The organism is Neopoerus faecalis (assembly GCF_029218125.1).
Classification (GTDB): domain Bacteria; phylum Bacillota; class Clostridia; order Oscillospirales; family Oscillospiraceae; genus Oscillibacter; species Oscillibacter faecalis_A.
In genome coordinates, this window is sequence record NZ_JARFXX010000007.1 from 104,740 (window position 1) to 130,990 (window position 26,251).

The window sequence follows — 26,251 nt, forward strand, 5'->3', positions numbered from 1 at the left end:
TCTATCCAACCCGAAAGGAGGACGCGCCATGGGCAGACGATGCCTGATCCTCGCGCTGACCGCGCTGCTGCTCACCGGCTGTGCCGGCTCCCCGGGCCAGTCTGCGGCGACGCTGGCCCCGGCGGAGAGCGACCGGGTCGTGATCTACACCTCTCATAAGGAGGAGGTTTACGGCCCCATTGTCAAGGAGTTTGAAGCCCGCACCGGCATCTGGGCCGAGGTGGTCACCGGCGGCACCAACGAGCTGCTTGCCCGCATCGCGGGCGAGGCGGACGCGCCGGTGTGCGACGTGATCTTCGGCGGCGGCGTGGAGAGCCTGACGGCCTATGAGCGCTACTTTCAGCCCTACGCCTGCGCCGAGGCGGACCTGATCCGCCCGGGCCTGCGCCCGGCGGACGACCTGTGGACGCCCTTTTCCTCCCTCCCCGTGGTGCTGATCTACAACACCAAGCTGGTCTCCCCCGGCGAGCTGACCGGGTGGGAGAGCCTGCTAAGCGGCCGGTGGTCCGGCTCCATCGCGCTGGCGGACCCCACTGTGTCCGGCTCCAGCTACACGGCGGCGGCCACCATGCTCTGCGCCCTCCCCGGCGATGACTGGGACCAGCTGGACCGCCTTGCCGTCCAGCTGGAGGGCCGGGTCCTGCCGGACTCCGGCGACGTGGTGGCCGCGGTGGCCGGCGGAAGCTGCCGCGTGGGCGTGACGCTGGAGGAGACCGCCCTGAAGCGTCAGGCTCAGGGAGCGGATATCGCCATCGTCTACCCCGAGGAGGGGACCAGCGCTGTGCCGGACGGCAGCGCCCTGATCGCTGGCGCACCCCATCCGGACAACGCCCGGGCCTTCCTGGACTTTGCCCAGAGCCGGGACGTGCAGGAGCTGGTGGTCAGCCAGTTCTCCCGCCGCAGCGTCCGCACGGACGTGTCCGACGGCGACGCACTGCCCCCTGCGGACGAGCTGGCGCTCATCGACTATCCCGTCCGCTGGGCGGCGGAGCTGAAGGACGCCTTCTCCGCCCGCTGGCCGGAGCTTCTGCGGGAGGAGGCGCCGTCATGAAAAACGCCTCCTTCCGCCAGAAGCTGCTCACCAGCTTTCTGGCCATCGGCATCCTGCCCCTGCTGATCTGCACGCTGCTGATGCTCAACATCTTCCGCCTTTCGCTGACCCGCAGCGCGGCGGACGCCGCCGAGACGCAGCTTGACGCCATGTCCGGCGAGCTGAGCGGGCTGTTGTCCGACTGCGAGACCGTCATGGAAAAGCTCTGCGCCGAGCCGGCGGTGGCGGCGGCGCTGGACCGCTCCGAGCTGGACGAGCAGCGCGTCTACTCCGTTTTGTACCGCGCGGCCGCGCCGGTCCTCGGCGGGGCCAGTCTCTCCGTTTATGGCGCGGACGGCCGCCAGCTCTACTCCACCTCCAGCCAGCCCGCCTCCGGCTCCCTCTCCCCCCGCTGGGGGCTGCTGGCCGCGGCGGCGGACGGCGGCGTGGTCTACCGCGGCGCATCGTCCAAAAGCTCCGCCTGCATTCAGGCGGCCTGCGCCGTCCGGCGGGGCAGCGTTCCGCTGGGATACGTGGTGGCGGACGTCACCGCCGCCCAGCTCACCGCGCTTTTCGACGGGCAGTACACCGCCACCAGCCGCCTTCTGCTGCTGGACCCCTTCTGGGATCAGGTGTACGCCTCGTCCGACCTCCCCGCCAAGACGCTGGCCGCCCGCCTGCGCAGCCAGCTTCTGGCCGGACAGGCCCTCTCCGACAGCCACGGCGCTTATGATTACTTCGTCCGGCAGGAGCCGCGCTCCGGCTTCTGTCTGGTGCTCCAGCAGCCCAAGCCCATGACCGAGGGCACCGCCGAACTGATGTATCTGGTGGCGGGGCTTTCCCTGCTGCTGTGCCTGGGGCTGTGCGTGCTGGCGTCCATGCGCTTCAGCCGCCAGCTCTTTGAGCCGATCCGCGCCCTCAACAGCGCCATGCGCGAGGTGGAGGAGGGCAACCTGAACGTCCAGCTGGACAACCGCCGCATCGACGAGATGGGCCAGCTCTCCGGTCGGTTCAACCGGATGGCCCAGCGCCTGCGGCAGAATCTGAAGGACTCCCTGCGCCAGCAGCGGGAGCTGAACGAGGCTCAGATCCGCATGATGCAGGCCCAGCTCAACCCCCACTTCCTGTACAACACGCTGGACACCATCAAGTGGATGGGCAAGATCCATCAGGCCCCGGAGATCGCCACCATCTCCGCCGACCTTGCCGACATCCTGCGCAGCAGCATCTCCGCCGATGAGCTGGTCCCTCTGCGGCAGGAGCTGCGCCTTGTGGAGCGATACGTGGAGATCCAGAACATCCGCTTTTCCGGCGCGTTCGCCCTGACGGTGGAGGTGGACGAGCCGCTGCGGGACGTGCCGGTGCCGAAGCTGATGCTCCAGCCGCTGGTGGAAAACGCCATTCTGCACGGCTTCCGGGACCGCTCCGGCGGCGAGATCCGCATCAGCGCCTACCGCGCGGAGGAGGACCTGATCCTCACCGTCCGGGACAACGGCTGCGGCGTGCCGGAGGAGGTCCTGGCCCAGTACCGGGACGGCGCGCCTCGGCCCGGCGGGCACTTCGGCCTGCACAATGTGGACGCCATCCTGCGCATCCGGTACGGACCGGACCGGGGCGTCCGCTTCGTCCCCGTGCAGGGCGAGGGCGCGTGCATCCGCATCACACTTCCGGTTTTCAGGAAAGGAGAGGAACCGCCATGCTGAAGGTCGTCGTCGTGGAGGACGAGGAGCTGGTCCGCAAGGGCATCGTGCTGACGGTGGACTGGGCCGGGGCGGGCTGCGCCGTGGTGGGCGAGGCCGCCAACGGCGAGGAGGGGCTGGAGGTCATCCGCCGCTACCGCCCGGACCTGATCGTCACCGACATCCGCATGCCCAAGCTGGACGGCATCGAGATGCTCCGCCGCCTGCGGGAGGAGGGGAACCGGGCCCACGTGGTCTTTCTCACCGCGTACAGCGACTTTTCCTACGCCCAGTCGGCGCTGAAGCTGGGCGCTGCGGACTACCTGCTCAAGCCCTTTCACGACGGGGAGCTGGAGGAGACCATCGCCCGCATCCGCAGCCGCGCCCAGGCCGCAGCCCCGGCGGCTTCCGCCGCCCCGGTCCTGCCGGAGGGGCAGGGGCCGGAAAAGAGCAAATACGTCCGGGAGGCGCTGGCCTATCTTTCCGAGCATTACAACGACCCGGATATCAGCGTCTCGTCCGTGGCCCGCAGTCTGGGCGTCAGCGACGGGCATCTGAGCCATGTTTTCAAGAAGGAGACGTCCTACACGCTCTCGGCCTATCTCACCAACTACCGGATGCACAAGGCCACGGAGCTTCTGCGGGACTGCCGCGTAAAGGTCTACGAGGTGGCGGAGTCCGTGGGCTACCGGGACATCGCCTATTTCAGCAGCGCGTTCAAAAAAAGCGTGGGGATGTCCCCATCGGAGTATCAGAAGCGCTGCCAGTGACCGGCGGAGCGCCGCCGGGCCGACGCAAAGACGCAAAGGAGTGTTTTTCGTGGAGATCACCATTCGGAAGGCCGATGCCGCAGATCTGGACGCCGTGGTCCGGGTCTATGAGCACGTCCACGACGCAGAGGAGGCCGGCCCCGCGCAGGTGGGCTGGGTGCGGGGCGTGTACCCCGTGCGCTCCACCGCTGAGGCGGCGCTGGAGCGGGGCGACCTGTTCGTGGAGAAGGCGGACGGCGCCGTGGTGGGCACCGGCATCTTCAACCGGCTTCAGGCGGACATTTACGCGGGCGCTCCGTGGCAGTACGACGCGCCGGATGACCAGATCATGGTCCTGCACACGCTGGCCGTCGATCCGCAGGCCGGAAAACGGGGCCTTGGCCGCGCCTTCGCCGCATTTTACGAGCAGTACGCCCGGGAGCATGGCTGCCGGTATCTGCACATCGACACCAACGAGAGAACTGAAGCATTACACGCTTCAAATGATCATCGCTGTTGGATTTAAGGTCAATAATCCCCGTGCGGTGTAGTTTCGCAAATGGGCGGGGCAGATCGTGAAAGACCATACCATCCAAGGCTGGACCATGGATAAGGAACGTCTGAAAAAAGGACATATGTTCACAGATGAATACTTTGAGCGTCAGCTCCAGTACATCCGTGAAATCCGGCTGTCTGAGCGGAAATTCGATCAAAAGGTCACGGATTTCTACGCTACAGCTTTCGACTACGACAAGGATGCAAGGACCACTCGTCTGTTTTTCCAGACCGTGCAGAACAAGCTGCATTATGCCGTTCATCGCCACACAGCGGCAGAGTTGATCGTGGAGCGGGCTGATGCGGCGAAAGAACACATGGGGCTGGCAACCTGGGAAAATGCACCAGACGGAAAAATCGTAAAGGCTGATGTGACCGTAGCCAAGAACTATTTGAGCGAAAAGGAAATGTCATATCTGGAACGGATCGTGTCTCTCTATTTGGACTATGCCGAGCTTCAGGCTGAACGCAAATTCCTATGAGTATGGAGGATTGGGCGAAGCGTCTGGACGGGTTCTTGGAGTTTAACGGAAACGAACTGCTGACGGGACCCGGTAAAATCAGCGCGGAGCAGGCAAAGCTTCATGCCGAAACAGAGTTTGAGAAATATCGAATTATTCAGGATCGACTCTACGAGAGCGACTTTGATCGTTTCCTCATGTTGGAGCAGTCGGCGGAGAATTCTGTGTTGGAGAACTAACTCTTATTGATTACAGCGGCCCAAAATATGAATGGGCTATTACGCCTGTTTTGGCAAAGAGGTTGGTATCAAATTGTGATACCAACCTCCTGATGACTATATCGACTTTCGAAGAAACTGCGGTGTTATCTGTGGCGCAGAGTCGATGCGATTTGCGCAGGCGCTGTCTACACAAATCGCTGGTTGACCACAGTTTCACCACAGACAAGCGTGGAAACAACGGGGACTGCACTTCGAAAAAGTTCTGGAAACAACGTTATTCGGGACAAAAACGACTAAAAATAAACGGAAATTATTATAAAAAAACACCAAAAATCTCTTGGTAAGGATGAGGTCACCAGTTCGAATCTGGTCAGCAGCTCCAAAATGTGTTGATGAAAGATGCAACGCTGAAAAACACCGCACGAAAGTGCGGTGTTTTCACATATAACGCGCCACTTTTAGAATGAAAAAGTTGCAAAAACTCGATTTTTCAAGATTTCAGTTTTGCCCCGCGAGAGGCGACATTTTTAAGATGCGCCCTGCCAGATTTGTGGTCTGGTGTGGTTCGAACACCAAGGCTTAAAAACAAAGAAAACCAGCAGCCGCTGTATCCCTCGCCTCTCTTCTGGCGTGTGAGGCCGCGGCTTTTCCTATCAGATGGGAGTTGGACACATAATCTGAAGTGGACTCCATAACCTAATTGGAAAGAAAACGTTATACTCGATATGGACTTTTCCTGCTGAGTCGGTTACCATATTAAGTGTTCCGCGCGGCAGGTTCAGCTTTGTCCTGCAAGAATCGATGAAAGGAAAGGCAAAATCAATTATGAAACTGAAAAGAAATTCCCTGACCACGCTTCTGGTGGTCAGCTTCCTCCTCATGGCACTCTCAGGCTGCGGGCAGCAAGCCGAGCCAGATTCAGCGCAGCCGCCGCTGGAAACCGTAACGTACTCCAATCTGACGGACGCGGACTCACGCAAGCTGCTCACCGAAGCGCTTGCAGATGCCAATGTGGATGAGACCCGAACGAAGCTGCTGCTGGACCGCGTGGATCAGTTCAATGCCAGCGTCAAGAGCGAATGGCTGACAGGCGGGTTTGAGAGCGCCACTCCCACCGAGACCAGATATGACCCCTATGAGATGCAAGATCTGTGGATGGAGAAGAACGGCAGCTTCCCCGGCTATAACTGCCGGATCACGGCCTTCAGCCTATTCGGTGAGTTCGTCACCGCCGGAGTAGATCAGCCGGAAACACAGGGCGAGGACTCCCTCTTTATGGATCTTGAAACGCTGGCCGCAGATCCCGCCGTTCTCTGCGGGGACAGCACATCCAAGTTCTGCGCATTGTTTGCACCGATAACTGCCGCAGATACCACGGAGGTGGCGGATCAGGTCAAAGCGCTTCAGGCGGGCTGGTCGGAGCGCGGTATTTCCTTTGAGGACAGTTCCGCCCGTCTGATCTCTGTTGTCCTCCATGACCGATTTTCGGATACGGACAATACGCTGTTCATCGGGCACGTGGGCGTATTACTGCCGGCAGAGGACGGAAGCCTGTACTTCATTGAAAAGGTGGCCTTTCAGGAGCCGTACCGCCTGGTGAAGATTCAGAACAGAACCGAACTGAGCGATTATCTGATGGAAAAATACGATACCGCATGGGGTCAGGATACGACACGTCCCTTCATCATGGAAAATAATGAACTTATGGATGGATACCGCCCAAACCCGTTGGACAGTGCGTCATAAGCAGCACATAAGGCAGGAGGTCTGCTTCTTCGGAAACAGACTTCCTGCTTCCTTTTATAACCCCACTGAGGCCTCTGTCGCGCCCCGTGTGGCCGACGTGACCGCTCCAGCGGACACGGACACCCCCGACGAAGATAGCGCCGTGTAAGCCCACGTTAAAGCCAAAACAAAAAAACACGATTTAGGGAAAAGCCACCCAGGGCATCCGAATCTCTCGGATGCCCTGGGTGGCTTTTTGCGTTTCATCAGAAAGGAGGCACACATTATGGCAAGCGAGATCAGAAATCGCTTCACAGACACAGAAATGCAGATCGCCAGAGAAACGGACCTGCCGGAGCTGCTCTCCCACCTCGGCTATCAGGTCAAGCGCGTGGGACGCTTCCATACTACCGCGGAAATGGACAGCCTGCGGATCAAGGATCGGCGTACCTGGTTCCGGTATTCCCAGAATACCGGCGGGGATGCCATTACCTTCCTCCAGCAGTTTTGCGGAAAATCCTTTCCGGAAGCAGTGGAATACCTGCTGACCTTCCATGGGAAAGCCAGAGACGCACCCGCTCCGCAGCCAAAGTCAATCAGCCAGAAGCAGGCGCTTTCCCTGCCACCCCGCAATGCGGATGACAGAAGGGTTTTCGCCTATCTCCGTAAGCGGGGCATCGCTGCCCAGGTGATCCGACAGTTTCTGAATGCCGGTCTACTGTATGAGGATGCGGTACATCACAACTGCGTCTTCGTCGGCAGGGATGAGTCCGGACAGGCGAAGTATGCGGGGCTGCGCGGCACCTATGATCTGGACGGTCCCGGATTTAAGGGAGACGCTCCCGGCAGTGACAAAAACACTGGCTTCTCCCTCCCACATGATCCGCGCTCAGATCTGGTGCTTGTCTTTGAAGCGCCCATCGATCTGATGAGCTACCTCACGCTCCACAGAGACACAACCAACGCCGTAGCTCTGTGCGGGCTCTATGACGGCGCACTGCAGACCTATTTGCAGGCGCATCCGGAGATCCGCCGTATTGCGCTGTGTCTGGACGCGGACGAGCCTGGGCAGAAAGCCGCCCGGCAATTACAGGAAAAGTATCAGTTACAGGGGTATGCCGTTACCGTGGAGAAACCGCGCTGCGGCAAGGATTGGAACGAGTATCTGCAAAGAAAGATTTGCAGCTGGGAAAGGGGGCGATAGCCAAAAGAACATCGTTTTCAACGCGGATAAAAAACAAAAAATATAAGGAGGACCTATGAATCTGAAAAAGAACCATTATTCCCGCAGGGCGCTGGCACTGCTGCTGACGCTGGTCATGTGTGTGGGTATGATCCCCACCGCCTTTGCCGCCCAGCAGAACAGTTACCACGACCCCGCCGAGCACTGGATGCAGGCGTCCGGCCGCACCAATGAGCTGGACGCCAACAGTGTTGTGACCCGTGAGACCTTCAAGTGCGGTGAGTGCGGCAAAGCCACATCCTTTGAGGTGTTCCGCGTTCCCGAATATACCCGCAATGGCCAGCCAGCACTCAGCCGCAATGTGAAATATTCGGACGGCACGATGGTGGATGGCGTCGGTAAGGGTGATACCATGGACGGCATCCCCGGCAAGGACGCCACCTATACCGGATATCACTATGGGGCTGCGAGTGGCTGACTATGACGCTATGAATATGAAGCTGTTTCTGTTAGATAATAGCCTCTACTTCACTTGCCCTGAATTGACGGGCAATCATTTACTTGGCATCAACACGGAAACCTTATCACAGGATCTCCCGGATGCAAATATTGATGAAAGTGAAAACTTCAACTACTTCGAGGTGATCAGTGAGCATACGGATGAGAACGGCAAATTTACGCTCTCTGCGGATACTCTGAAAGCGATGAAAGTGCTTATGATGCGATGTCTGACACCTCTACATGGGCAACGGCAGAAGAGACTGAGCTTACAGTTGCAGACATCAGCGGCAAGTGCAAGACCTACACGCTGACGATCCCGGCGGAAGAAGCACGTAACTTTTTGCTGAATATAATGACCGCATTTTTCAATGACGATTACTGCTCCAATAAGACGGAATGCGTTCTTCTGAATCGGGAATACAACCGCCTGCTTGTGCTTGAAGAATCCCTTTCGAATATTGAAATGTTATGGGATGCACTTGCTGAAAAGAATATTCCTCTCGTTGATTTTGGCCGGTTAGTAGAAGAAAAAAAGGATGTATCCCCATATTTAAATGCGCTGGGCAGGATTGAAAGAAACTACTACAGCTCCATGCTGAGTGAAATCGAAACTGTGGAAAACCTCTCCGAAGAAGAGACAGGGATCGACATTACAAAAACAAGGCGGAAGATGAGATGGCTTGCGGTGATACTGCTGCTTGCGGATGTGGCAGCCTTCATTTTGGAAGCCAAACCCATGGCGTGCATTGCGTCCCTCGTGCTCTTAGTGCCTTATGGGGTGTACATTCATTATTATCCGCACATCTATGTGGAGAACAAGATAGAACAGGGGCAGGCAAAGATGATTAAATTGCCGATCTCAGGCCCGGTTTTTGCGATTTTCCTGTTGATTGGATATTTGTCTTAAGTTTCCGAGGGTTTTTCTTTTTGCTGATTACAAAATTGAATGCCTGCCTCGTACCCTATTTTTCACGAAGCAGGTGGGCAAAAATGAATCAAAAATGCGGAGCGGACAGGAAATCCTGTCCGCTCCGCGCTCTATTTATTCTATCACATTTAACGGTCAATAATGGTTTCTGCGGTACCTGCGCCGGCCCGCGCCAGTACCGGGATGTCTCCCACTCCGTCCAGCACAATACTGGGACGATAGGCATAGGTGTTCACGGTTTCCCGGGTAGAAACGCCGGAGAGCACCAGCGCCGTGGACATACCGCTCTCCAATCCGGAAATCACATCTGTATCCATGCGGTCGCCGATCATCACCGCCTCGGCGGAATGACAGCCCAGCAGACGCAATCCGGTACGCATCATCAGGGGATTGGGCTTGCCGCAGAAATACGCCTGTTTGCCGGTGGCCATTTCAATGGGAGCCACCAGAGCGCGGCAGGCCGGGGCGATACCGTTTTCAATGGGACCCGACACATCGGAGTTGGCGCCGATGAGCTTGGCACCCGCCATCACCAGGTTTGTAGCCTTTGTAAGCGTATCGAGAGAGTAGGCGCGGCCCTCGCCCACCACCACGTAGTCCGGGTTTACATCGTTCATGGTGAAGCCCGCGTCATACAGGGCGTTCAGCAGCCCCGCCTCGCCGATGGCGAATACAGAGCAACCCGGCGCCTGCTCCTTCAAAAAGGCGGCTGTGGCCAGCGCACTGGTATAGAAATGCTCCTCCGGAACATCCAGCCCCATGCGGGCCAGCTTCTGGTTCAGCTCCCGAGGGGTATAGCCGCTGTTATTGGTCAAAAAGAGGTATTCCTTATTCTCGTCATGAAGCCACTGGATAAATTCCCGTACACCGGGAAGAATTTGGTTGCCGTGGTAGATCACACCGTCCATATCGCAGATGAAGCCCTTTTTCGCATTGAAATCGATCGTGTGAAACTGTTCCATTTTGCATACCACCTTTCGTTACAAGGCAACTATAGCACAATTTGCGGCACATTTCCACGCTGTTTTCAAAGCTTTACGAAAATACTATGCTATTTTTACCGTCTATTGACAATGAAAAGCAAAAGCGCAGACCTCTTTTAAAAGAGGTCTGCGCTTTCAATATCGGATGTATGCTTATTTACAGGAACTTCCGCATCCCATCGGTAGCGATAGCAACATCGCCGCTGATGGTAACGGTGAACTTAATGCCGTTCTTCTCGCCGAAAGCGTCCAGCCAGTTCAGGAACTTCTCGGTCTCGCCATCCACATCGGAACCAACCGTCTTGCAGAGGTTATCGATAAACACCTGAGAGATATCATAGTTACCGGCATAGAGGCCGCTGATGAAACCGCGGAACATCTCATAGCTGTGCAGATCATACTCCTGCGCGTCGATCAGCCGGATATTATAATGAATGTTGTAGGACATATCGCGCTTCGGCTCAATGCACACCACATTGCCGGCCTCATCCTTCGCCGCAGCGTTGATGAGTTCAATGAGCTGCTTGGTCTTGCCGGAACCCTTGACGCCCATAATCAATCTAACCATAGTCGATCACTCCTGTCATTGTTCGTCACCGTTAAAAACAGCACGGGGACGTTTCATGCTTATAGCATACCATAAAGAACAGGAAAAGACAATGCCAAAAACAAAATTAGAAATTTGTTCATATAGCCGGGAGACAAGGCGTTCAGCCGCCGTAATATAGTCCCAGCAGACGGGCAAGGTCATGAAGCTCCAGATAGCTGACGCCATCCGCGATCAGGCAGGGACCGGAGAGGCTCGGCTGCCCGGATACGGCGGGGCCGTGGGCCTGCTTTTGGTCCGGGCGGATAAAGAACACGGTCTCCCCGCTGTCGGTTTTCACCACTGCGCCGTATTCCTTATCCCAAGAGACCTGAAAACCGGCGGCCTCCGCCACGGCGCGGATGGGGGCGTACAGCCGCGCATCCCCATAGGGGCGGCGCAGTGCGGAGGGCTCAAGGATGGCCGTGCCGTTGATGTACAGACGTCCGCAGCCATTCAGCGCCAGATAGCCGGGGTAGGCGTATGGAAATACCAGCACCCGCTCCGCCTGCCCGGCGTCATCAGCCCATATCAGCACCCGAGTACCGGGAAGCAAATCCTGACAGGTAACGCGATTCCGGGTAAGATAGGGCGTAATTTTCGCGTCCTCCCACACCTGATACACACTTCCGTCGGACAGCGTGACGGATATTCCGCTGCGGTCCGGAATACCGACGCTTGTAAGCCCATCGGCCCGCACGATCACATCGTACTGCGGCACCCGGTAATCCGCCGGGATGTTGACCAGCAGCACCTCCAGTATAGTCTGAGGCGGCAGGCTCAAGGTTGTAGCTGTGTAGCCGCTGGTCCATGCGTAAACAGTGCTCCCATCCCGAACAGAAGCGGCTGATACCGGCTCACCGGTCACGGCGTCCAGAATCATGGTGTCCTCCCACAGCCAGAACACGATTCCGTCCGTAGGTGCAGTCTCACCGGGCTTTTGTACCAGAATCTTGCCGTTTTCCTGCTGGGTCACGGTCCCCCAATACACATTATACTGCGGGTCCGGCACGTAGGCGTGATCGGCGGGGTCTTCGGTTCCGGCAGCCAGTGCGGAGACGCACAGCGCGGCGGTGCAGACCAGCAAAGCCATGATGCGGAAGTATTTTTTCATAGAAACATCCTCCTGTCAAAATGATTTGGAAAATTAAGGGGTATCTGTCGGTATAGACGCAAGTGCTCCGGAAAAAGTTCCCATAAAAAATTGTACCGCCTGCCGCGTTTGCGGCAGACGGTACAAGGCGTTACTTCATCAGCTCGCACACCAGATCGGTATAGCCGGAGGGATCGTCCAGCGGCAGACCGGCAATAAGAAGCGCCTGATCGTACAGGAGCTTGGCGTACTTTTTTGCCTTTTCCGGGTCGGCGGAAACGGCGCTCTCCAGCGCGGCAAAAACGGGATGCTCCGTGTTCAGCTCCAGAATCCGCTGGGCCTTGATGTTGCTGTCAGGCTGCATGAGCTGGAAATACTTCTCCATCTCAAAGCTCAGGCCCTCGCCGGCGCTCAGACAAACCGGGTGGGACTTCAGGCGGGCAGAGGGCTTTACCTCCGCCACGGCGTCTCCCAGTGTGTCCTTGACAAAAGTGAATACATCCTCATGAGCGTCCGCGGCCTCCTTGGCCTTTTCCAGGTCCTCCGCCTCGGCTACGCCATCCATAGCGGAGCGGAACTCCTTATCCTTGTAGGTCCGCAGCGTTTGTGCCACGAACTCGTCCACCTCCTCGGTGAAGTAAAGAATCTCAATGCCCTGATCCTTCAGCGCCTCAAGCTGGGGCAGACGGTCAATCTTGTCCACGCTGTCGCCGGCGGCGTAATAGATGACCTTCTGGTCCTCCTTCATCCGGGAAACATATTCCTCCAGCGTGACCGGCTTTTTCTCCGTGGAGGACCAGAACAGCAGCAGGTCCTGCAAAAGCTCCTTGTGCGCGCCGTAATCGCCCACCACGCCGTATTTCAACTGGCGGCCGAAGTTCTTCCAGAAGGTTTCATAAGCCTCCCGCTCATCCTTCAGCATTTTGGCAAGCTCGCTCTTGATCTTCTTTTCCAGATTGGCGGCAATAACCTTCAGCTGGCGGTCATGCTGCAAAAGCTCCCGGGAGATGTTCAGGCTCAAATCAGGAGAGTCCACCACGCCGCGGACAAAACGGAAATGCTCCGGCAGCAGATCCGGGCACTTGTCCATAATGAGAACGCCGCTGGAATAGAGCTGCAAGCCCTTTTCGTATTCCTTGGTGTAGAAGTCGAAGGGGGTGGCACCGGGGATGAACAGCAAGGCCTTGTAGGTCACAGCGCCCTCGGCGGACACGGTGATGACCCGCTGGGGGTCCGCGAAATCATGAAACTTCTCCTGATAGAACTTATTATATTCCTCGGGCTTCACATCCGCCTTCTTCCGCTGCCAGATCGGCACCATGGAGTTCAGCGTCTCCATTTCCACATAGGGTACCTCGTCCGGCTTGTCGGACATACAGGAGGCCACCTTCTTCGTTTTGGTAACGGCCATGCGGATGGGGAAACGGATATAATCGGAATACTTCTTTACCAGTTCCCGGAGCTTCCATTCCTCCAGAAATTCACTGTAATGCTCATCCTCGGTATCATCCTTCAGGTGCATGATGACCTCGGTACCGACATCGGACTTATCACACTCTGTAATGGTGTAGCCATCCGCGCCGGAGGACTGCCACTGATAAGCGGTGTCGCTGCCGAACTTCCGGGTACGGACCGTCACCTGATCGCAGACCATGAACGCAGAGTAGAAGCCCACGCCGAACTGGCCGATCACGTCGGTGTCCTTGGTGTCATCTCCCACCTCCTGCTTGAACTTGTAGGAACCGGAGGAGGCGATGACGCCCAGATTGTTCTCCAGATCCTCCTTGTCCATGCCGATGCCGTTATCCGTAACGGTAATGGTACGGCCTTCTTTATTTACGGACAGGTCAATTTTGAAATCCTTCCGGGTCAGCTTCACGCTGTCATCCGTCAGGGCCTGGTAGCACAGCTTGTCGCAGGCATCGCTGGCGTTGGAGAGAATCTCCCGGAGAAAAATCTCCTTATGGGTATAAATGGAGTTGATCATCAAGTCCAGCAGACGCTTGGACTCCGCCTTGAACTGTTTCTTTGCCATGAACAGAACACTTCCTTTGTGTATTTTAATATCGAGTATATTGTAGCACGGACAGCGAAGAAAGAAATTACTTTTTTGTAAACTTCACAGTCAAACCGTTGCCTTTCCCTGACCTTTCCGCTAAAATACAGTGGTAACGAGATACGGCGCCGCTCCGCGCCGATGAAAAGAGGCAGCAGATATATGTTTTATAAATTCAGATGCGCGGTGGCGCGGTTCATGTACGGCCGGAACGGCATGGATCAGATGAATCAGGCTCTTCTGCGGGGCTATCTGGTGATTCTGGTGGCCCAGTTGATTTTCAGCCTTCTGCGGCTATGGATCCCCGCCCGGATCTGCGAATCCCTCCTTTGGGTGCTGATGGTGTTTATTCTGTTCCGGATGTTTTCCAAAAACCTGCCGAAGCGGCGGGAGGAAAACCAGCAATTCATGAGCTGGGTCTGGAAAACGCGGAACAGCGCTGCCGGGGCCAAGGCCCGCCGGGCGGACAAGGAGCATAAATACTTTACCTGCAAATGCGGTGCCGTGTGCCGTGTGCCGGTGGGAAAGGGAAAAATCGTCATCACCTGCCCCAAATGCGGTGCGAAGATTGAAGCGAAAACCTGACAAATAAAAACAGCCCGGAGGACACATCCTCCGGGCTGTTTTTTTGTTTTGCTTTAGTGGCTATCCTACCTCCGCATATTTCAGCTTGTAATAGCTCCAGCAGCGCCATTTACGGATAGCAGCCTTCAGCGCGGCGGCGGTCTCGTCCGTCCGCTCGAGCAGGTCGCGGTTGGCGATGAGCTCACCATCGGTGAGGATATAGATCTTCTTCTGCACCACAGGCACCAGCCGCCGCACAGAGGAAAGAAAATCGAACCATGGACTTTCACCGCCCCGGCCGGTAAGGTCCAGCAGAACGCTGCCAAGGAACGCGGCGGATACGGTACCGTCCTCCGGCAGTGCCAGCTGCTTTGCGGCGGCCTCCCAGTCCAGAGCATCGGCAGCGGCAGCGTTAGTCCATATCACATAGGGCGTTTTGTAGGAGCAGAGGATATCCGTCCGGTCATTTTCGGCAATGGACACCTCGGAGCCAAGCTCTGCATAGCCCTTCTGGTTATCCCCCAGATAGGGCAGATGGTCTCCGTAAAATACCAGTACCACCGGCTCACTGCGCTCCGCGAAATACGCGGTCAGGCGGCCCAGCATGGCATCTGCGTCCCGGACGCCCTCGGTATAGACCTCCAGCATGGTGCGGGTTTCATCAGAAATGTCCGCCGTTACGGAAACAGGAGCAAAGGTGTGTCCCTCGCCGTACTTGTCGGCAGTGTAGCTCATGTGATTCTGGATGGTGGTGGTGTAGTTGAACAGGGGGCGGCCCTCGCTGACCGCCGTTTCAAATTCTTCCTCGATCAGACCAGCCATGTAGTCATCCGTGACCCAGCGGCCCTTGTATTCCGGGTCCTGCATATCCTTGGCAAAAACCGTGTTCTCCGCGCCCAGCCAGCGGTAAACATTTTCCCGGTTGTAGAACCAGGCATCGCCGGGATGGTAGAAGGAGGTGCGGTAGCCATCGGCGTCAAACACCCGAAACAGGCTGTCCAGATTGCGGTTGATAACCCGCATAGCGGAGGTGGTGGTATCCGACAGGGCGTTGGTCTGCATCCCGGTCAGTACGTCGAACTCCGTATTGGCCGTGCCGCCGGCAAAGCCCGGAACAACAATGTGACCGGTGAGGGCGTGGGGGTCATTCTGCAAGGCGTGGAGGTTGGGCAGGGGGTCATCCCCCTCCGCCCAGTTGAACATGGAGCCATCGGTGATGTCGGAAAATGCCTCGTTCATGACCATGATAATGTTGACGTCCTTACCGAGCCCCGACTGCTCCCCGGTCTCCCACCCAGCGGCCTCAGACTTGGAAAAGCCCTCCGGCTTATCCACGGGATAGGTGGTGAACTGGTGGCAGAAACAGTACGGAAAGCCCAGCTCGTTGAACACGGCGGGGACATAGTAGGCATTGCTGACGCGGAAGGAGTTATAGAGGTCATTGCTGGCGTACACCGTGAAGATCAGGGCGGTCAACACGCCGAAGCTGAGGACTGCGCCCACGATCCGTTCCGGCCAGCAGCGGCCGGGGAACGCGGCCGCGGCGTCCCGCTTTGTCAGCTTGGCCTTCAGGGCGGCAAAGGACACCGGGCGGCTGGGGAACAGCACGCCAAGGCCCACGAGCAGCGCGGTGGTCAGCACCACCACGGCGATGGCCTTCACCGGATAGCGGATGTCGAAGGACTGGATGGCGCTGCCTACCTCCCGCAGAAGAGAGAAGTCCCGGGGGAACACCGGCTCGTCCCGGACCTCAATTTTGACCCGGTTGGCAAGGGACAGCGCGCAGACGAAAAAATTCACCAGTGCTCCGCTGCAAAAGACATTCCGGAACAGGAAGGCGAAGGCCAGCAGCAATAGTCCGATGGGGAGAGCGTTCAAAACGATCAGCAGGGGCTGGGCCTTGAACCCTGCCAGCACCGTCCGCAGGGCGTTTGGCTGGCACCACAGGGCCAGTAAAGTGATACAGCCTGCCAGCAAAACGGCGGCCAGCAGACTCCCCCAGAGGGGCAATTCTCTTTTATAGATTCGCTTTTCTTTCAAAACGTAAAGTCCTTTCATACCAGAATACCTCTATTATATGGATTTGCCAGGAATTTGCAAGTATTCCCGAAATTTTGCGAGCTTTGCGAAGCGGAGAGAAAACCGGCATTCCCGAAAAAATCTTGCGGAATTACAATACAAAATGTCGATTTAAAAGCAAAAATACGAATCGTATTGAAAACGCAGTCGATTTGCCAATGACTTGCACGGTGACAAATATAAGAAGCGCATGCAAGAAGAAAAGCACGTTTCCTCGTCAAAAGGAAACGTGCTTTTTGAATATCAGTAGGTCAGAAGCTCACAACTTCGTTGGCAGGCTTTTCGCAGGGCTTGATGGACATAACGTGCATGACCGGGCCCTTGCCCTTGTAGGCGGGGTGGTTTTCCACGGCCATACGGGCCTCCACCTCTACCCAGTCCCGGTTTTTGTATTTGGAAAGGTCCATACCCTTTGCCACAAGACCGAGGAACTGTACATCTGCCTCGCAGCAGACCATGGCAAAGCGGCCGGGGCAATGGGTGCCGGGGTACTTCTTGGAGTGGCACATGAGCAGCTTCATGTGAACGGTCTTGCCCGCCCAGCGGTCGGGGTAGTCCATAACGTCCACATACCACACGCCGTAATCGTTGTCCGGAATGTCAATGACCTTTTGGTTCAGGTCAAAGGGACAGACCTCACCGTTGTTGTAGTCCTCACTGTTGCCGTTGTTGTCCTCCAGATAGATGTCCGCACGGCGGTTCACCATCCGCAGATTCCGCTTCCGCAGGGCGGCCTTCAGCTCGTCCGTACAGCGGTTGAACACCAGCAGATCGGCGTTGGTGATCTTCTCCATCATGATCTGACCCATGTTTTTTGCGTAGGGCTCAAAGGTCCCCGCGTCCACAAAGGTCATGACCTGATAGAGCACCCAGTTGGCCGGCAGCACCTCCCGGTACAGCCGCTCCATGGACCACATGCCGTTGTACTCGATCAGGACCTGCTTGGGCTTGTACTGCTTTTCCCACTCCTTGCATTGGGAGCAGGTCAGGGAGCTCTCCTCGTCCACGGTAACAACAGTCACGTTGTCCAGCGCCTTCTGCTCGTATTCCAGTTCGCCTTCCTCGCAGCAGATGAGAAGCGTTTTATCCTCCCGGGCGAAGCCATCCTCTAAAATGCCGTTGATAAATTCAGTTTTGCCGCCGTCCAGAAAGCCGGCGATGAGATATACAGGAATATCAGCCATGAAAATTTTCGCTTACAGGCCGAACAGCTCTGCCAGCTTTTCCTCCTTCAAATCAGAACCGATGACGCACAGGCGGCCGGTATAGTCGGGATGACCGGCGCGAATCTCATGCTCCTCCGGCACATAGTCGAACTCGATCCACGCACCGTCCGTGCCGTTCACAATGCCCTTGGCCCGGAGAATGGCGCCGTACTCGCCGGAATCCAGCGCGGTGAGGATGCGGTCGATATCCGCCTGCGTATACACCTTGGGTGTTTCCTTACCCCAGGAGGTGAACACCTCATCGGCGTGGTGATGATGGTGATGGTCATGGCAGGAGCAGTTGGGGTCATCGCACTCGCCGTGGTCATGATGATGCTCGTGTTCATGCTCATGGCCGCAGTACTCGTCATGGTCATGGTGATGCTCGTGGTCATGCTCGTGCTCATGGTCATGGTGGTGGCAGGAGCAGTTGGGATCGTCGCACTCCTCGCCGTCATGATGATGGTGATGGTGCTCGTGCTCGTCGGCCTCATGTTCCGCCCGCATCTTCTCCAGCAGTTCATCGGCCAGAGAGACCTTTTCGATGGCGGAGAGGATGGCCTTGCCGTCCAGCTCATCCCAAGGGGTAGTGATAATGGCGGCATCGGCGTTTTTCTCCCGGAGCATGGACACGGCGGCCTCCAGCTTCTCCTGCGTCATCTTCTGAGTCCGGGAGAGGATGATAGTGCCCGCGGCCTCGATCTGGTTGTTGTAGAACTCACCGAAGTTCTTCATATAGACCTTCACCTTGGTGGCGTCTGCCACGGTGACGAAGCTGTTGAGCTTCATCTCGGGAACGTCCTTTACGGAGTTTTCCACCGCCACGATCACGTCGCTGAGCTTGCCCACGCCGGAGGGCTCAATGAGGATGCGGTCGGGGTGGAACTGAGCCTCCACGTCCTTCAAAGCCTTGTTGAAATCGCCCACCAGAGAGCAGCAGATGCACCCGGCGGACATTTCGGAGATCTGGATGCCGGATTCCTTTAAGAAGCCGCCGTCAATGTTGATCTCACCGAACTCATTTTCGATCAGCACCAGCTTTTCGCCCTTGTAGGCCTCCGCCAGCAGCTTTTTGATGAGCGTGGTCTTGCCGGCACCGAGGAAGCCGGAGACAATATCAATTTTTGTCATGGTATCAGTCCTTTACTAAAATTTTATACCATCGTTATCATACCACCAAAATGAAAAAAAGCAACGCTGTCACAGAAAGTTTACACCTTTTTCCTCAAAAAGCTGCGGCAATCCGCCGCGATCTCCCCGGAAAGCAGCAAGAGGCACACCAGATTCGGCAGCGCCATCAGCGCGTTGGAGAGGTCCGCCAGCGCCAGTACCGTTTTCATGGGGATCAATGCCCCGATCAGAACCGCCGCACAGTAGAAAAAACGAATCGGGCACACGGCATCCGGCCCCAGCAAATACGCCGCAGAGACCTCCCCCTGCAGGGCACAGCCCAACACGGAGGTAAAGGCGAACAGGCCCAAGGACGCACTGATGAGCCAGCGTGCCCCCCGGCCCAGAACCGTTTCAAAGGCCCGCAGCGTCAGCGCCGCGCCGGTCAAAGGGATGCCTGCGGCGTCCGCCGCCCCCAGCACGCCGGAGCAGCAGATGGCAAGGCCGGTGAGGGTGCAGATCACAAGGGTGTCGAAAAAAACGCCGGTCATGCTGATAAGCCCCTGCCGCAGCGGGTCCTCCGTATCGGCGCAGGCGGCGGCAATGGCGGCAGAGCCCAGCCCGGCTTCGTTGGAAAAAACGCCCCGGGCTATGCCGTGGCGGATGACAGCACGCCGCGTAACCGTCCCCAATGCGCCGCCCAACGCCGCCGAGGGGGCCAGCGCACAGCGGAGCATTTCCGCCGCAGCCCCCGGCAGCCGGGGGAGATTGCCGATAATCACCGCCCCGGCGCCGCCGATGTACAGCAGCGCCATCACCGGCACCAGCACAGAAGAAACATCTGCAATGCGGCGGATGCCGCCAAGCAGGATAACGAGCGCCAGCGCCGCCGTTGCCAGCCCCGTTTCGGCCCGGGGCAGAGAGAACGCGGCGAAAAACGTATCGGCCAGCGCGCCGGACTGAGCCATGGCCCCCATAGAAAAGGACATCAGCAGGGCAAAGAGGGCGTAGAGCCGTCCCATGGGCTTTCCAATCACGCCCAGCCGGGCTTCCATCACCGCCATGGGCCCGCCCCAGCGGGTACCGTCCGGTGCGCGGCTGCGGTATTTGACCGCCAGCATACATTCCGCGAGCTTTAAAGTCAGTCCCAGCAGGGCGGCCAGCTCCATCCACACCAGCGCCCCCGGCCCGCCGGAAACCAGCGCCGCCGCAACGCCCACAATGTTGCCGGTCCCCACCGTAGAGGCAAGCGCGGTCATCAGGGAGCCGAAGGGAGACACACCGTTGTTCCCCTTTCGGCGTGCCTCCCGCCCCAATGACAGCCGCAGTGCCAGCGGCAGCATTCGCTGGGGAAACGCGCCTGTCCGCAGCGTCAGCCATGCCCCGGTCCCCAAAAGCAGCCCCACGGTTCCCGGCCCCCATAAAATTGCGTTCAGCAGCTCCAGCAATCCCATCGCCCCCTTGGGGACAGTCTATGCGCCGGAAAAGGGTACAAGACCCGTGCGCAAAAGCAGCGGCAGGACGCAAAAAGGAAACGGCCCGCCTCAGCGGACCGTTCCCGGGAAATTCAGAAAATGCGGTAACATAATGGGCTTATACAATAAAGCCGCCATCGGCAGTGAGGACCTGCCCGGTGATGAAGCCCGCCCGCTCCGAGGCAAAAAAGGAAACGGCGTAGGCGATGTCCTCCGGCGTCCCCAAGCGGCCGAGAGGCGTTTCTTTTGCCAGCTCGTCCAGCGTTTCCTGCCCCAAAACCTGCACCATGTCCGTGTTGATGACGCCGGGAGCCACGCAGTTCACCCGGATACCGGAGGGAGCCAGCTCCATGGCAAGAGAGCGGGTCAGAGCGATGATGCCCGCCTTGGTGCAGGCGTAGGCCACCTCGCAGCTTGCGCCCCGCTGGCCCCAGATGGATGAGATATTGACAATGCAGCCCCGCTTTTCGGAAATCATGTGGGGCAGCGCCGCCTTGATGGTATTGCGGGCGCCGCCCAAATTCACCGCAAGGTATCGGTTCCACATTTCATCGGAAATATCCTGAAAGAGACTTTGCCCCGCAACGCCGGCGTTGTTCACCACCAGCTCCACAGGACTGAACGTTTCCCCCAGTTCCTTGACCATGCTCGCCACGGCGGCACCGTCGGCAACATCCGCCTGAAAGGCGGCGGCCTGACAACCGGCAGCGGTGAGCTCCTCCACCAGCTCCTGTGCCTTATCCTCCCGGTGCAGATAGTTGATGCCTACGGCCCAGCCCTGATGGGCCAGTTCCCGGGCCACGGCGCGGCCAATGCCCCGGGAGGACCCGGTAACGAGTGCGGTTTTCATCGTAAATCTCTCCTTGCTGTGCTCAGCGGATGCGCCTTTGCGGCGGTTCCGCGGTTTTTTCGATTAGGTTACATCGTACCATACCGCAAGATCATTTGCAAGGATGTGCAGGGGGAAATTCCACAGCGTGGATCAATCAAACACCTTCAGGGCATTTTCAAAGTCCGCGGCCAGATCATCGGCGTCCTCAATACCCACAGACACGCGAATCATGCCGGGGGTAATGCCCATCTTCCGGCGGGTCTCATCGGGCACGCCCATGTGAGAGGAGGTGACAGGGTGACTCAGCGTGGTGTGGAGGCCGCCCAGCGTAGGAGCGTACTTGGGGAACTTCAGCGCCAGCATAAACTGGTCGATTTTCTCCAAATCCTCCGGCACGATGAAGCTCAGCATGGCGCAGTAGCCATTTTTGCCGAACATCCGGTCCGCCAGCTCCTTCTGGGGATAGGTAGGCAGGCTGGGGTGATTGACCCGGCTGACGTGCTTGTTGGCAGCCAGCGTCGCCGCCAGTTTTTCCGCCGTGTGCATGGCCTGAGGCATCCGGACAGAGGCGGTGTTGATGCCCCGATGGATGAGCCAGGAGCTGAAGGGGTCACCGGGGGTACCCAGCAGCATGGCCACCGGCTGGATTTTGTCACACAATGCCTGCGTGGTGGTGATGGAACCTCCGATGGCATCGCTGTGGCCGTTTAAGAACTTCGTCAGGCTGTTGATAACAATATCCGCGCCAAAGTCGATAGGCCGGATGGCTATGGGGGTGGTGAAGGTGTTATCCACCATGAGGCAGGCACCGTTCTTGTGTGCAATTTCCGCCACGGCCTTTAAATCCACCAGCGTCAGCGTGGGGTTAGAGAGGACCTCGGAGTAGATGAGCTTTGTCTCCGGGCGAACGGCCTTGGCGATATCCTCCGTGTTCTGATAATCCACAAAGGTTACCTCAATGCCGCACTTGCTCAAAATCTCCGTCATGACGCAATAGGTCTCGCCGTAGATATTGGAGTTGCAGATCACATGGTCGCCGTGGCTCAGCAGCGTCATCAGAGTGCTGGTGATGGCACCCATGCCGGAGGAGAAAATCAGCGTGGACTCGCCGCCCTCAAGGCAGGAGATGACCTCGCCCAGCGCGGTGCGGTTGGGATTGCGGGTGCGGACATAGGTATAGCCCTTGGTAGCGTAGGTCTCCTGAACCTCTTTGAAACCGCGCATGGTAAAGGCAGTGGTCATGAAGCAGGGGATGGTCTCCGGGGTCATGTCCATGCCCCGGACGTGTTCGCCGCTGTAAAGCGCTTCCGTTGTGTAAGAGTATGCCATAGTGATTCTCCTTATAAACAAATCGTTGGATATGCGGGATCAGGATCTGCCCAGATTCTTGTTGATCTTAGCCATCACTTCCGGGTCATCCTCGGCAAAAACGTGGAAATTGGGGTCCACCTGGCCGATTCCCATATAACGGGCCTTATAATCCTTGAGCAGTGCCCAGAACTTCTTCCGCAGCGCGATCAGTGCCAGAACATTGAAGAACAGGGGGAAGGCCGTGACGATGCTGACGATGGTCCAGAACAGCGTGGCGTCGGAGTTGGAATAGTATACCAGAGCGGCATTCCCTACCATGATCAGCGGGAAAGCGACTGTGAACACCTTGTGCGCGGCCTTCTGCGCCTTGGGCCATTTTTCCAGAAGGTAGGTCAGGATATTCTGATAGAAAAGATACCAGGTGGTGGAGGTGGTGAAAGCGAACAGGACGGTCATGATGCCCAGGAAGTACCGGCCCGCTTCACCAAAGGCTGTGGTGAAAGCCAGGACACCCAAGGGCGCGCCGGTGACGCCGGAGCTCCAGGTGCCGGTGGCCAGAATGGCGAGTCCGGAGCAGGTGCAGACCACCAGCGTATCGCAGAATACCTCCACAGCACCCCAGAGTCCCTGCCGGGCCGGATGGATCGTATCGGCGGAACCGTGGATCAGGGGAGAGGTGCCGTTGCCAGCCTCATTGGAGTAGACCGACCGGGCAACGCCCTGCCGGATGGTCAGGGAAACCACGGAGCCAGCAAAGCCGCCCACGGCAGCCGTGCCGGTAAAGGCACCCTTGAAGATCTCGGCAAACATGGTGGGCACATAGGTGATATTCATGAGAAGAATGACGATGGTTGCCAGCAGATAGGCTCCGCACATGATGGGAACCAGCTTTTCTGCTACTCTGCCGATGGCGTTTTCGCCCCGGATCAGCAGGTATACAACGAACAGCACATAAACGATCACAACGGCCATCAGATTTAGACCGAAGGAGGCGCTCAGCGTTTCACCCACAGTGTAGGCACCGCTGCCCTGAAGAACCATCATGAAAAGGGAGACGGCAAAGAGAATTGCCAGAGGCCGGCCGAACTTCCAGCCCATCTCGCCCTTGATGCCCCGCTCCATATAGTGCATGGCGCTGCCGCTGTACTTTCCGTCAGGCTCCTTGTGACGGTAATACAGGCCCAGGGAGGTCTCAGCCGTCTTGATCATCATGCCGAAAAACGCCCAGACCCACATCCAGAAGATGGAGCCCGGTCCGCCTACGGCAATGGAGGTCGCCACGCCGGAGATATTGCCCATGCCGACGGCGCCGCCCAGTGCCAGGCAGAATGCTCTGTACGGGGAAATCTTGCCGTCACCGCTCTTGCCGGATTCCGTGCTGCTGGCAAGAACCGTGTTTTTCACCGCATGGCCGAAATGCACAAAGGGAAAGAATTTGCCCTTGACCATGTAGTAGATGCCCACGACCATGATCAGCACGATCAGCGGTGTGCCCCACACCCAGCCGTCCAGCTTGTACAGAAAGTCGATAAATGTCATTTGCGCTCCCTCACTTCTCTTTTTTTCGGTCTCTTTCGTATACGATGCCTGTTGGAATATGCCGGCCTGCTTTTGCGTATACCGGTCATTCCTTTTGATGTCAGCATAGTCCTTTCCTACAGTGTAAAGTCAATCGGAGTTTTCTGTAAAATTCCACAAAATGCTATGGACCGGCTTTGTGACATCTGTCTGCTTTCTTGAAACTTTTTCCGGAAACCTTACAGTCAGGTGTAGACTTTTGCGAAAATTTCTGCGATACTTCCTGTGGAGAAACCGGAAAGGGGAGGTCATTTTTATGAAGGACCGTTATACCATCGGCGAGGTGGCGGAGCTGCTGAATATGTCGCCCCAGAGCCTCCGGTTTTATGATAAAGCCGGCGTTGTGGTGCCTGCTTATACCAATCCCAAGACCGGCTATCGCTACTATAGCTATGACCAGATCCATTATATCGATCGGGTCAAGTACCTTCAGCGCTTTGGCTTCACACTGGAGGATATCCGGGACGCTTTGGACACCAACGACGTGAGCCGCTTCCGCAGGCTGCTGATGCATCGGCAGGAGCAGATCCGACAGGAGGTCAGCCATCTACAGGGCCTGCTGGACGAGCTGGACTGGTATGCGGATTATTACAGCCACGCGGCGGACTATGACCATAATGGCCTGCCCTACCAGCAGCGGGAGACGGAGCGGTATATTTTAGCGGAGCCGTTCCGGCCCGGAGAGGATATTTACGGAACGGCGGGACAGCGGCTCACCAGACTGCGCCACAGCCCCCCGTTTGAAAAGGCGCATTTTCTGCGTCAGACCGGCTATTTGCTGGACTTTCAGGCGCTGCTGCGGGGGAGCATCGTGCCCACCCACTATTTCGTTTATCTGCGGGAACGGCCGGCGGCGGAGCATCCCGGTCTGATGACGCTTCCGGCGGGGAATTGGCTCTGTATGCAGTCCCGCATCCTGGCGGAGCCCTTCCCCGGGCCTGAGCTCAAACGCTATTTCCGGGATCAGGAAACGCCGCGTCTGGTGGTGGCCAATGAGTATGAGGATAACTTCCGCTCCTTCCGCAACTGCATCTATGAGGTGCAGATCTTTCAGCATAGCTGACGACCCCAAGCAAATCAATACAATCCCTCAAAGCTGTAGTATCAAAGTAAGCGGATGCACACAACAAGGTGTGCATCCGCTTGAGACTGTCGATAAAGTGGTAAATCCTCTGCAGCGGTAAGGAAGGGTGTGCGCGGGAAACCCAAGAAGGGTGTCCTGCGCCATTGAAATCCTTAGTTTTCAGAACTTTTATGAAGTTCTGAAAACTTGTTCAGCGGGGAGAAAAGACTTTTTCGACACGCTGAAGCGGATGCACACAACAAGGTGTGCATCCGCTTACTCCCGCTTTTATTTGGTCAATGGGAGAACGGGAGTGAAACACTCTACACAACAACAATAGCGATCTCCCCTGTTCGCTCGTGTGCGCCGCTGTGTACGATTTTTCTGTTAGAGCCGAGTGTGTACCCACTTTGGGCGGTGACAACGAACAAACTCGATTTGTGGGCTTTCTATCCCGGATGAAAAATTTGGAAAGGCACAGATGAAATTCGCCGTCAAATATCTCGTGAAAAGAGCGCTGGTACGAACTATTACTCATTCGTTTTTGCAACTTTTTTGCCTGCAATCTTAACGCTGACGCTACCGTTCGATTTTGTGCAGTCGGCTATGGATTTGTCAAGGGGTAAAATTACATTTTATGTGTATAGAGGCATATTAGAAAAGGACGTAGAGAACCAGGCCTTTGTAGTGGGCCATCTGAAATGATGCGGTTGGGTCATCCGGCAGTTGGCAAAATGGGCTGGTACGGTCGCCCATCCCGGAGGACAGCGAAGATCACAGCTGTCATCTTCCCGCTGACGTGTCCGATCACATTCATGTAATGCAGACCTTCGGCTGCTTTCTTTTCGTAATAGCCGGAGCAACCTGCTCAATCGAATTTTTATAATAAGAGGGCGGAGGACTGTTTACAGCCCGAGCGCTTGGCTCTCCAAAGAAGCCGTCCATCCATTGCCCTCTCATTATAACAAAAATAAGCATAGCCTCCGAGCCTTCATTTGCGCTTCGGGCGCTATGCTTATTTTGTACCAAAAGAGATGAGCAAAACAGGCAGAAGGAACTGCCCACAAACAAGGCAAATGGAAATCAAAAGAGTTTAGGGCATTTCAAGGGCGCAAAAACCATAGCACGGTGAACCCCGCGCCTGCAAAAGGTATTCAGGCGGAACGCCGAAGCTGTTTGGCAGAACGGTAGGAGTGAGAGCCGTGCAGAACGGCGGCCAGCGCAATCGCTAAAGCGGAGATGTGGGCCAGCGTATTGAGGTTTGCCGCGCTTGCGCCGTTACGC

At 57.1% G+C, this 26,251-nt stretch carries 22 protein-coding genes and 1 pseudogene; 12 read left to right on the forward strand and 11 right to left on the reverse strand.

From position 1 onward, the window contains the following. Positions 1-28: 28 nt before the first annotated feature. The 10 genes and pseudogenes from PY311_RS09580 to PY311_RS09625 all read left to right on the forward strand — a co-directional run bounded on the left by PY311_RS09580 (position 29) and on the right by PY311_RS09625 (position 9,011). Positions 29-1,051 carry an ABC transporter substrate-binding protein gene (locus PY311_RS09580; protein WP_286148455.1) on the forward strand — a complete coding sequence of 341 codons (1,023 nt, stop codon included), beginning with the start codon at positions 29-31 and terminating at the stop codon, positions 1,049-1,051. Beyond that, entirely contained in the window at positions 1,048-2,733 is a 1,686-nt protein-coding gene (locus PY311_RS09585) for a sensor histidine kinase (protein ID WP_187014430.1), read from the forward strand. Before PY311_RS09580 ends, PY311_RS09585 begins: the two co-directional genes overlap by 4 nt. Beyond that, positions 2,727-3,479, forward strand: coding sequence for a response regulator transcription factor (locus tag PY311_RS09590; RefSeq protein ID WP_286148456.1), 753 nt, complete (start codon positions 2,727-2,729; stop codon positions 3,477-3,479). Before PY311_RS09585 ends, PY311_RS09590 begins: the two co-directional genes overlap by 7 nt. Positions 3,480-3,723: 244 nt before the next feature. After that, positions 3,724-3,984 carry a GNAT family N-acetyltransferase gene (locus PY311_RS09595; protein WP_286148478.1) on the forward strand — a complete coding sequence of 87 codons (261 nt, stop codon included), beginning with the start codon at positions 3,724-3,726 and terminating at the stop codon, positions 3,982-3,984. Beyond that, positions 3,932-4,713, forward strand: a pseudogene (locus PY311_RS09600) (virulence RhuM family protein); the annotation flags it as partial. The gene PY311_RS09595 and the pseudogene PY311_RS09600, both read left to right, overlap by 53 nt. A gap of 807 nt (positions 4,714-5,520) precedes the next feature. Beyond that, entirely contained in the window at positions 5,521-6,441 is a 921-nt protein-coding gene (locus PY311_RS09605; RefSeq protein ID WP_286148457.1) for a DUF4300 family protein, read from the forward strand. A 265-nt stretch (positions 6,442-6,706) separates the two neighbouring features. Then, the gene (locus tag PY311_RS09610; protein ID WP_286148458.1) at positions 6,707-7,624 is read left to right on the forward strand and encodes a toprim domain-containing protein; all 918 of its coding nucleotides are present in this window, start codon (positions 6,707-6,709) and stop codon (positions 7,622-7,624) included. A gap of 55 nt (positions 7,625-7,679) precedes the next feature. Continuing rightward, entirely contained in the window at positions 7,680-8,081 is a 402-nt protein-coding gene (locus PY311_RS09615; protein ID WP_286148459.1) for a hypothetical protein, read from the forward strand. A gap of 16 nt (positions 8,082-8,097) precedes the next feature. After that, on the forward strand, positions 8,098-8,415 hold the full coding sequence (locus tag PY311_RS09620) for a hypothetical protein (protein ID WP_286148460.1): 318 nt from the start codon (positions 8,098-8,100) through the stop codon (positions 8,413-8,415). After that, entirely contained in the window at positions 8,328-9,011 is a 684-nt protein-coding gene (locus PY311_RS09625) for a hypothetical protein (RefSeq protein WP_286148461.1), read from the forward strand. The genes PY311_RS09620 and PY311_RS09625 overlap by 88 nt, the downstream gene beginning before the upstream one ends. A 149-nt stretch (positions 9,012-9,160) precedes the next feature. Here the strand turns inward: PY311_RS09625 and PY311_RS09630 are convergent, their stop codons facing one another. The 4 genes from PY311_RS09630 to htpG all read right to left on the reverse strand — a co-directional run bounded on the left by PY311_RS09630 (position 9,161) and on the right by htpG (position 13,729). After that, on the reverse strand, positions 9,161-9,994 hold the full coding sequence (locus PY311_RS09630) for an HAD-IIA family hydrolase (RefSeq protein WP_286148462.1): 834 nt from the start codon (positions 9,992-9,994) through the stop codon (positions 9,161-9,163). A gap of 178 nt (positions 9,995-10,172) precedes the next feature. Further along, entirely contained in the window at positions 10,173-10,583 is a 411-nt protein-coding gene (locus PY311_RS09635) for a hypothetical protein (protein ID WP_286148463.1), read from the reverse strand. Between the two features lie 142 nt (positions 10,584-10,725). Further along, positions 10,726-11,715: a stalk domain-containing protein gene (locus PY311_RS09640; protein ID WP_286148464.1), complete on the reverse strand. Its 990-nt coding sequence runs from the start codon at positions 11,713-11,715 to the stop codon at positions 10,726-10,728. A 130-nt stretch (positions 11,716-11,845) separates the two neighbouring features. Further along, entirely contained in the window at positions 11,846-13,729 is a 1,884-nt protein-coding gene (gene htpG, locus PY311_RS09645) for a molecular chaperone HtpG (RefSeq protein WP_286148465.1), read from the reverse strand. A gap of 183 nt (positions 13,730-13,912) precedes the next feature. Between htpG and PY311_RS09650 the strand changes: the two genes are divergently transcribed. Further along, the gene (locus PY311_RS09650; RefSeq protein ID WP_286148467.1) at positions 13,913-14,335 is read left to right on the forward strand and encodes a hypothetical protein; all 423 of its coding nucleotides are present in this window, start codon (positions 13,913-13,915) and stop codon (positions 14,333-14,335) included. A gap of 60 nt (positions 14,336-14,395) precedes the next feature. Here the strand turns inward: PY311_RS09650 and PY311_RS09655 are convergent, their stop codons facing one another. From PY311_RS09655 to PY311_RS09685, 7 genes are all read right to left on the reverse strand, one after another. Then, positions 14,396-16,372, reverse strand: coding sequence for an LTA synthase family protein (locus PY311_RS09655; RefSeq protein ID WP_286148468.1), 1,977 nt, complete (start codon positions 16,370-16,372; stop codon positions 14,396-14,398). A gap of 272 nt (positions 16,373-16,644) precedes the next feature. After that, positions 16,645-17,577, reverse strand: a complete 933-nt coding sequence (locus PY311_RS09660; RefSeq protein WP_286148469.1) for a TIGR03943 family putative permease subunit — start codon at positions 17,575-17,577, stop codon at positions 16,645-16,647. Positions 17,578-17,589: 12 nt separating this feature from the next. Beyond that, positions 17,590-18,729, reverse strand: a complete 1,140-nt coding sequence (locus PY311_RS09665) for a CobW family GTP-binding protein (RefSeq protein WP_286148470.1) — start codon at positions 18,727-18,729, stop codon at positions 17,590-17,592. A gap of 80 nt (positions 18,730-18,809) precedes the next feature. Further along, positions 18,810-20,162 (reverse strand): alanine/glycine:cation symporter family protein, encoded by a 1,353-nt coding sequence (locus PY311_RS09670; protein ID WP_434059942.1) that lies wholly within the window; start codon positions 20,160-20,162, stop codon positions 18,810-18,812. 139 nt (positions 20,163-20,301) lie between these two features. Then, on the reverse strand, positions 20,302-21,033 hold the full coding sequence (gene ymfI, locus PY311_RS09675) for an elongation factor P 5-aminopentanone reductase (RefSeq protein ID WP_286148472.1): 732 nt from the start codon (positions 21,031-21,033) through the stop codon (positions 20,302-20,304). Between the two features lie 132 nt (positions 21,034-21,165). Beyond that, the gene (locus PY311_RS09680) at positions 21,166-22,344 is read right to left on the reverse strand and encodes a trans-sulfuration enzyme family protein (protein WP_286148473.1); all 1,179 of its coding nucleotides are present in this window, start codon (positions 22,342-22,344) and stop codon (positions 21,166-21,168) included. A gap of 39 nt (positions 22,345-22,383) precedes the next feature. Next, complete coding sequence (locus PY311_RS09685) at positions 22,384-23,865, reverse strand: alanine/glycine:cation symporter family protein (protein ID WP_286148474.1); 1,482 nt, start codon at positions 23,863-23,865, stop codon at positions 22,384-22,386. A 295-nt stretch (positions 23,866-24,160) separates the two neighbouring features. Between PY311_RS09685 and PY311_RS09690 the strand changes: the two genes are divergently transcribed. After that, positions 24,161-24,967, forward strand: a complete 807-nt coding sequence (locus PY311_RS09690) for a MerR family transcriptional regulator (RefSeq protein ID WP_286148475.1) — start codon at positions 24,161-24,163, stop codon at positions 24,965-24,967. The last annotated feature ends 1,284 nt before the right edge of the window (positions 24,968-26,251 follow it).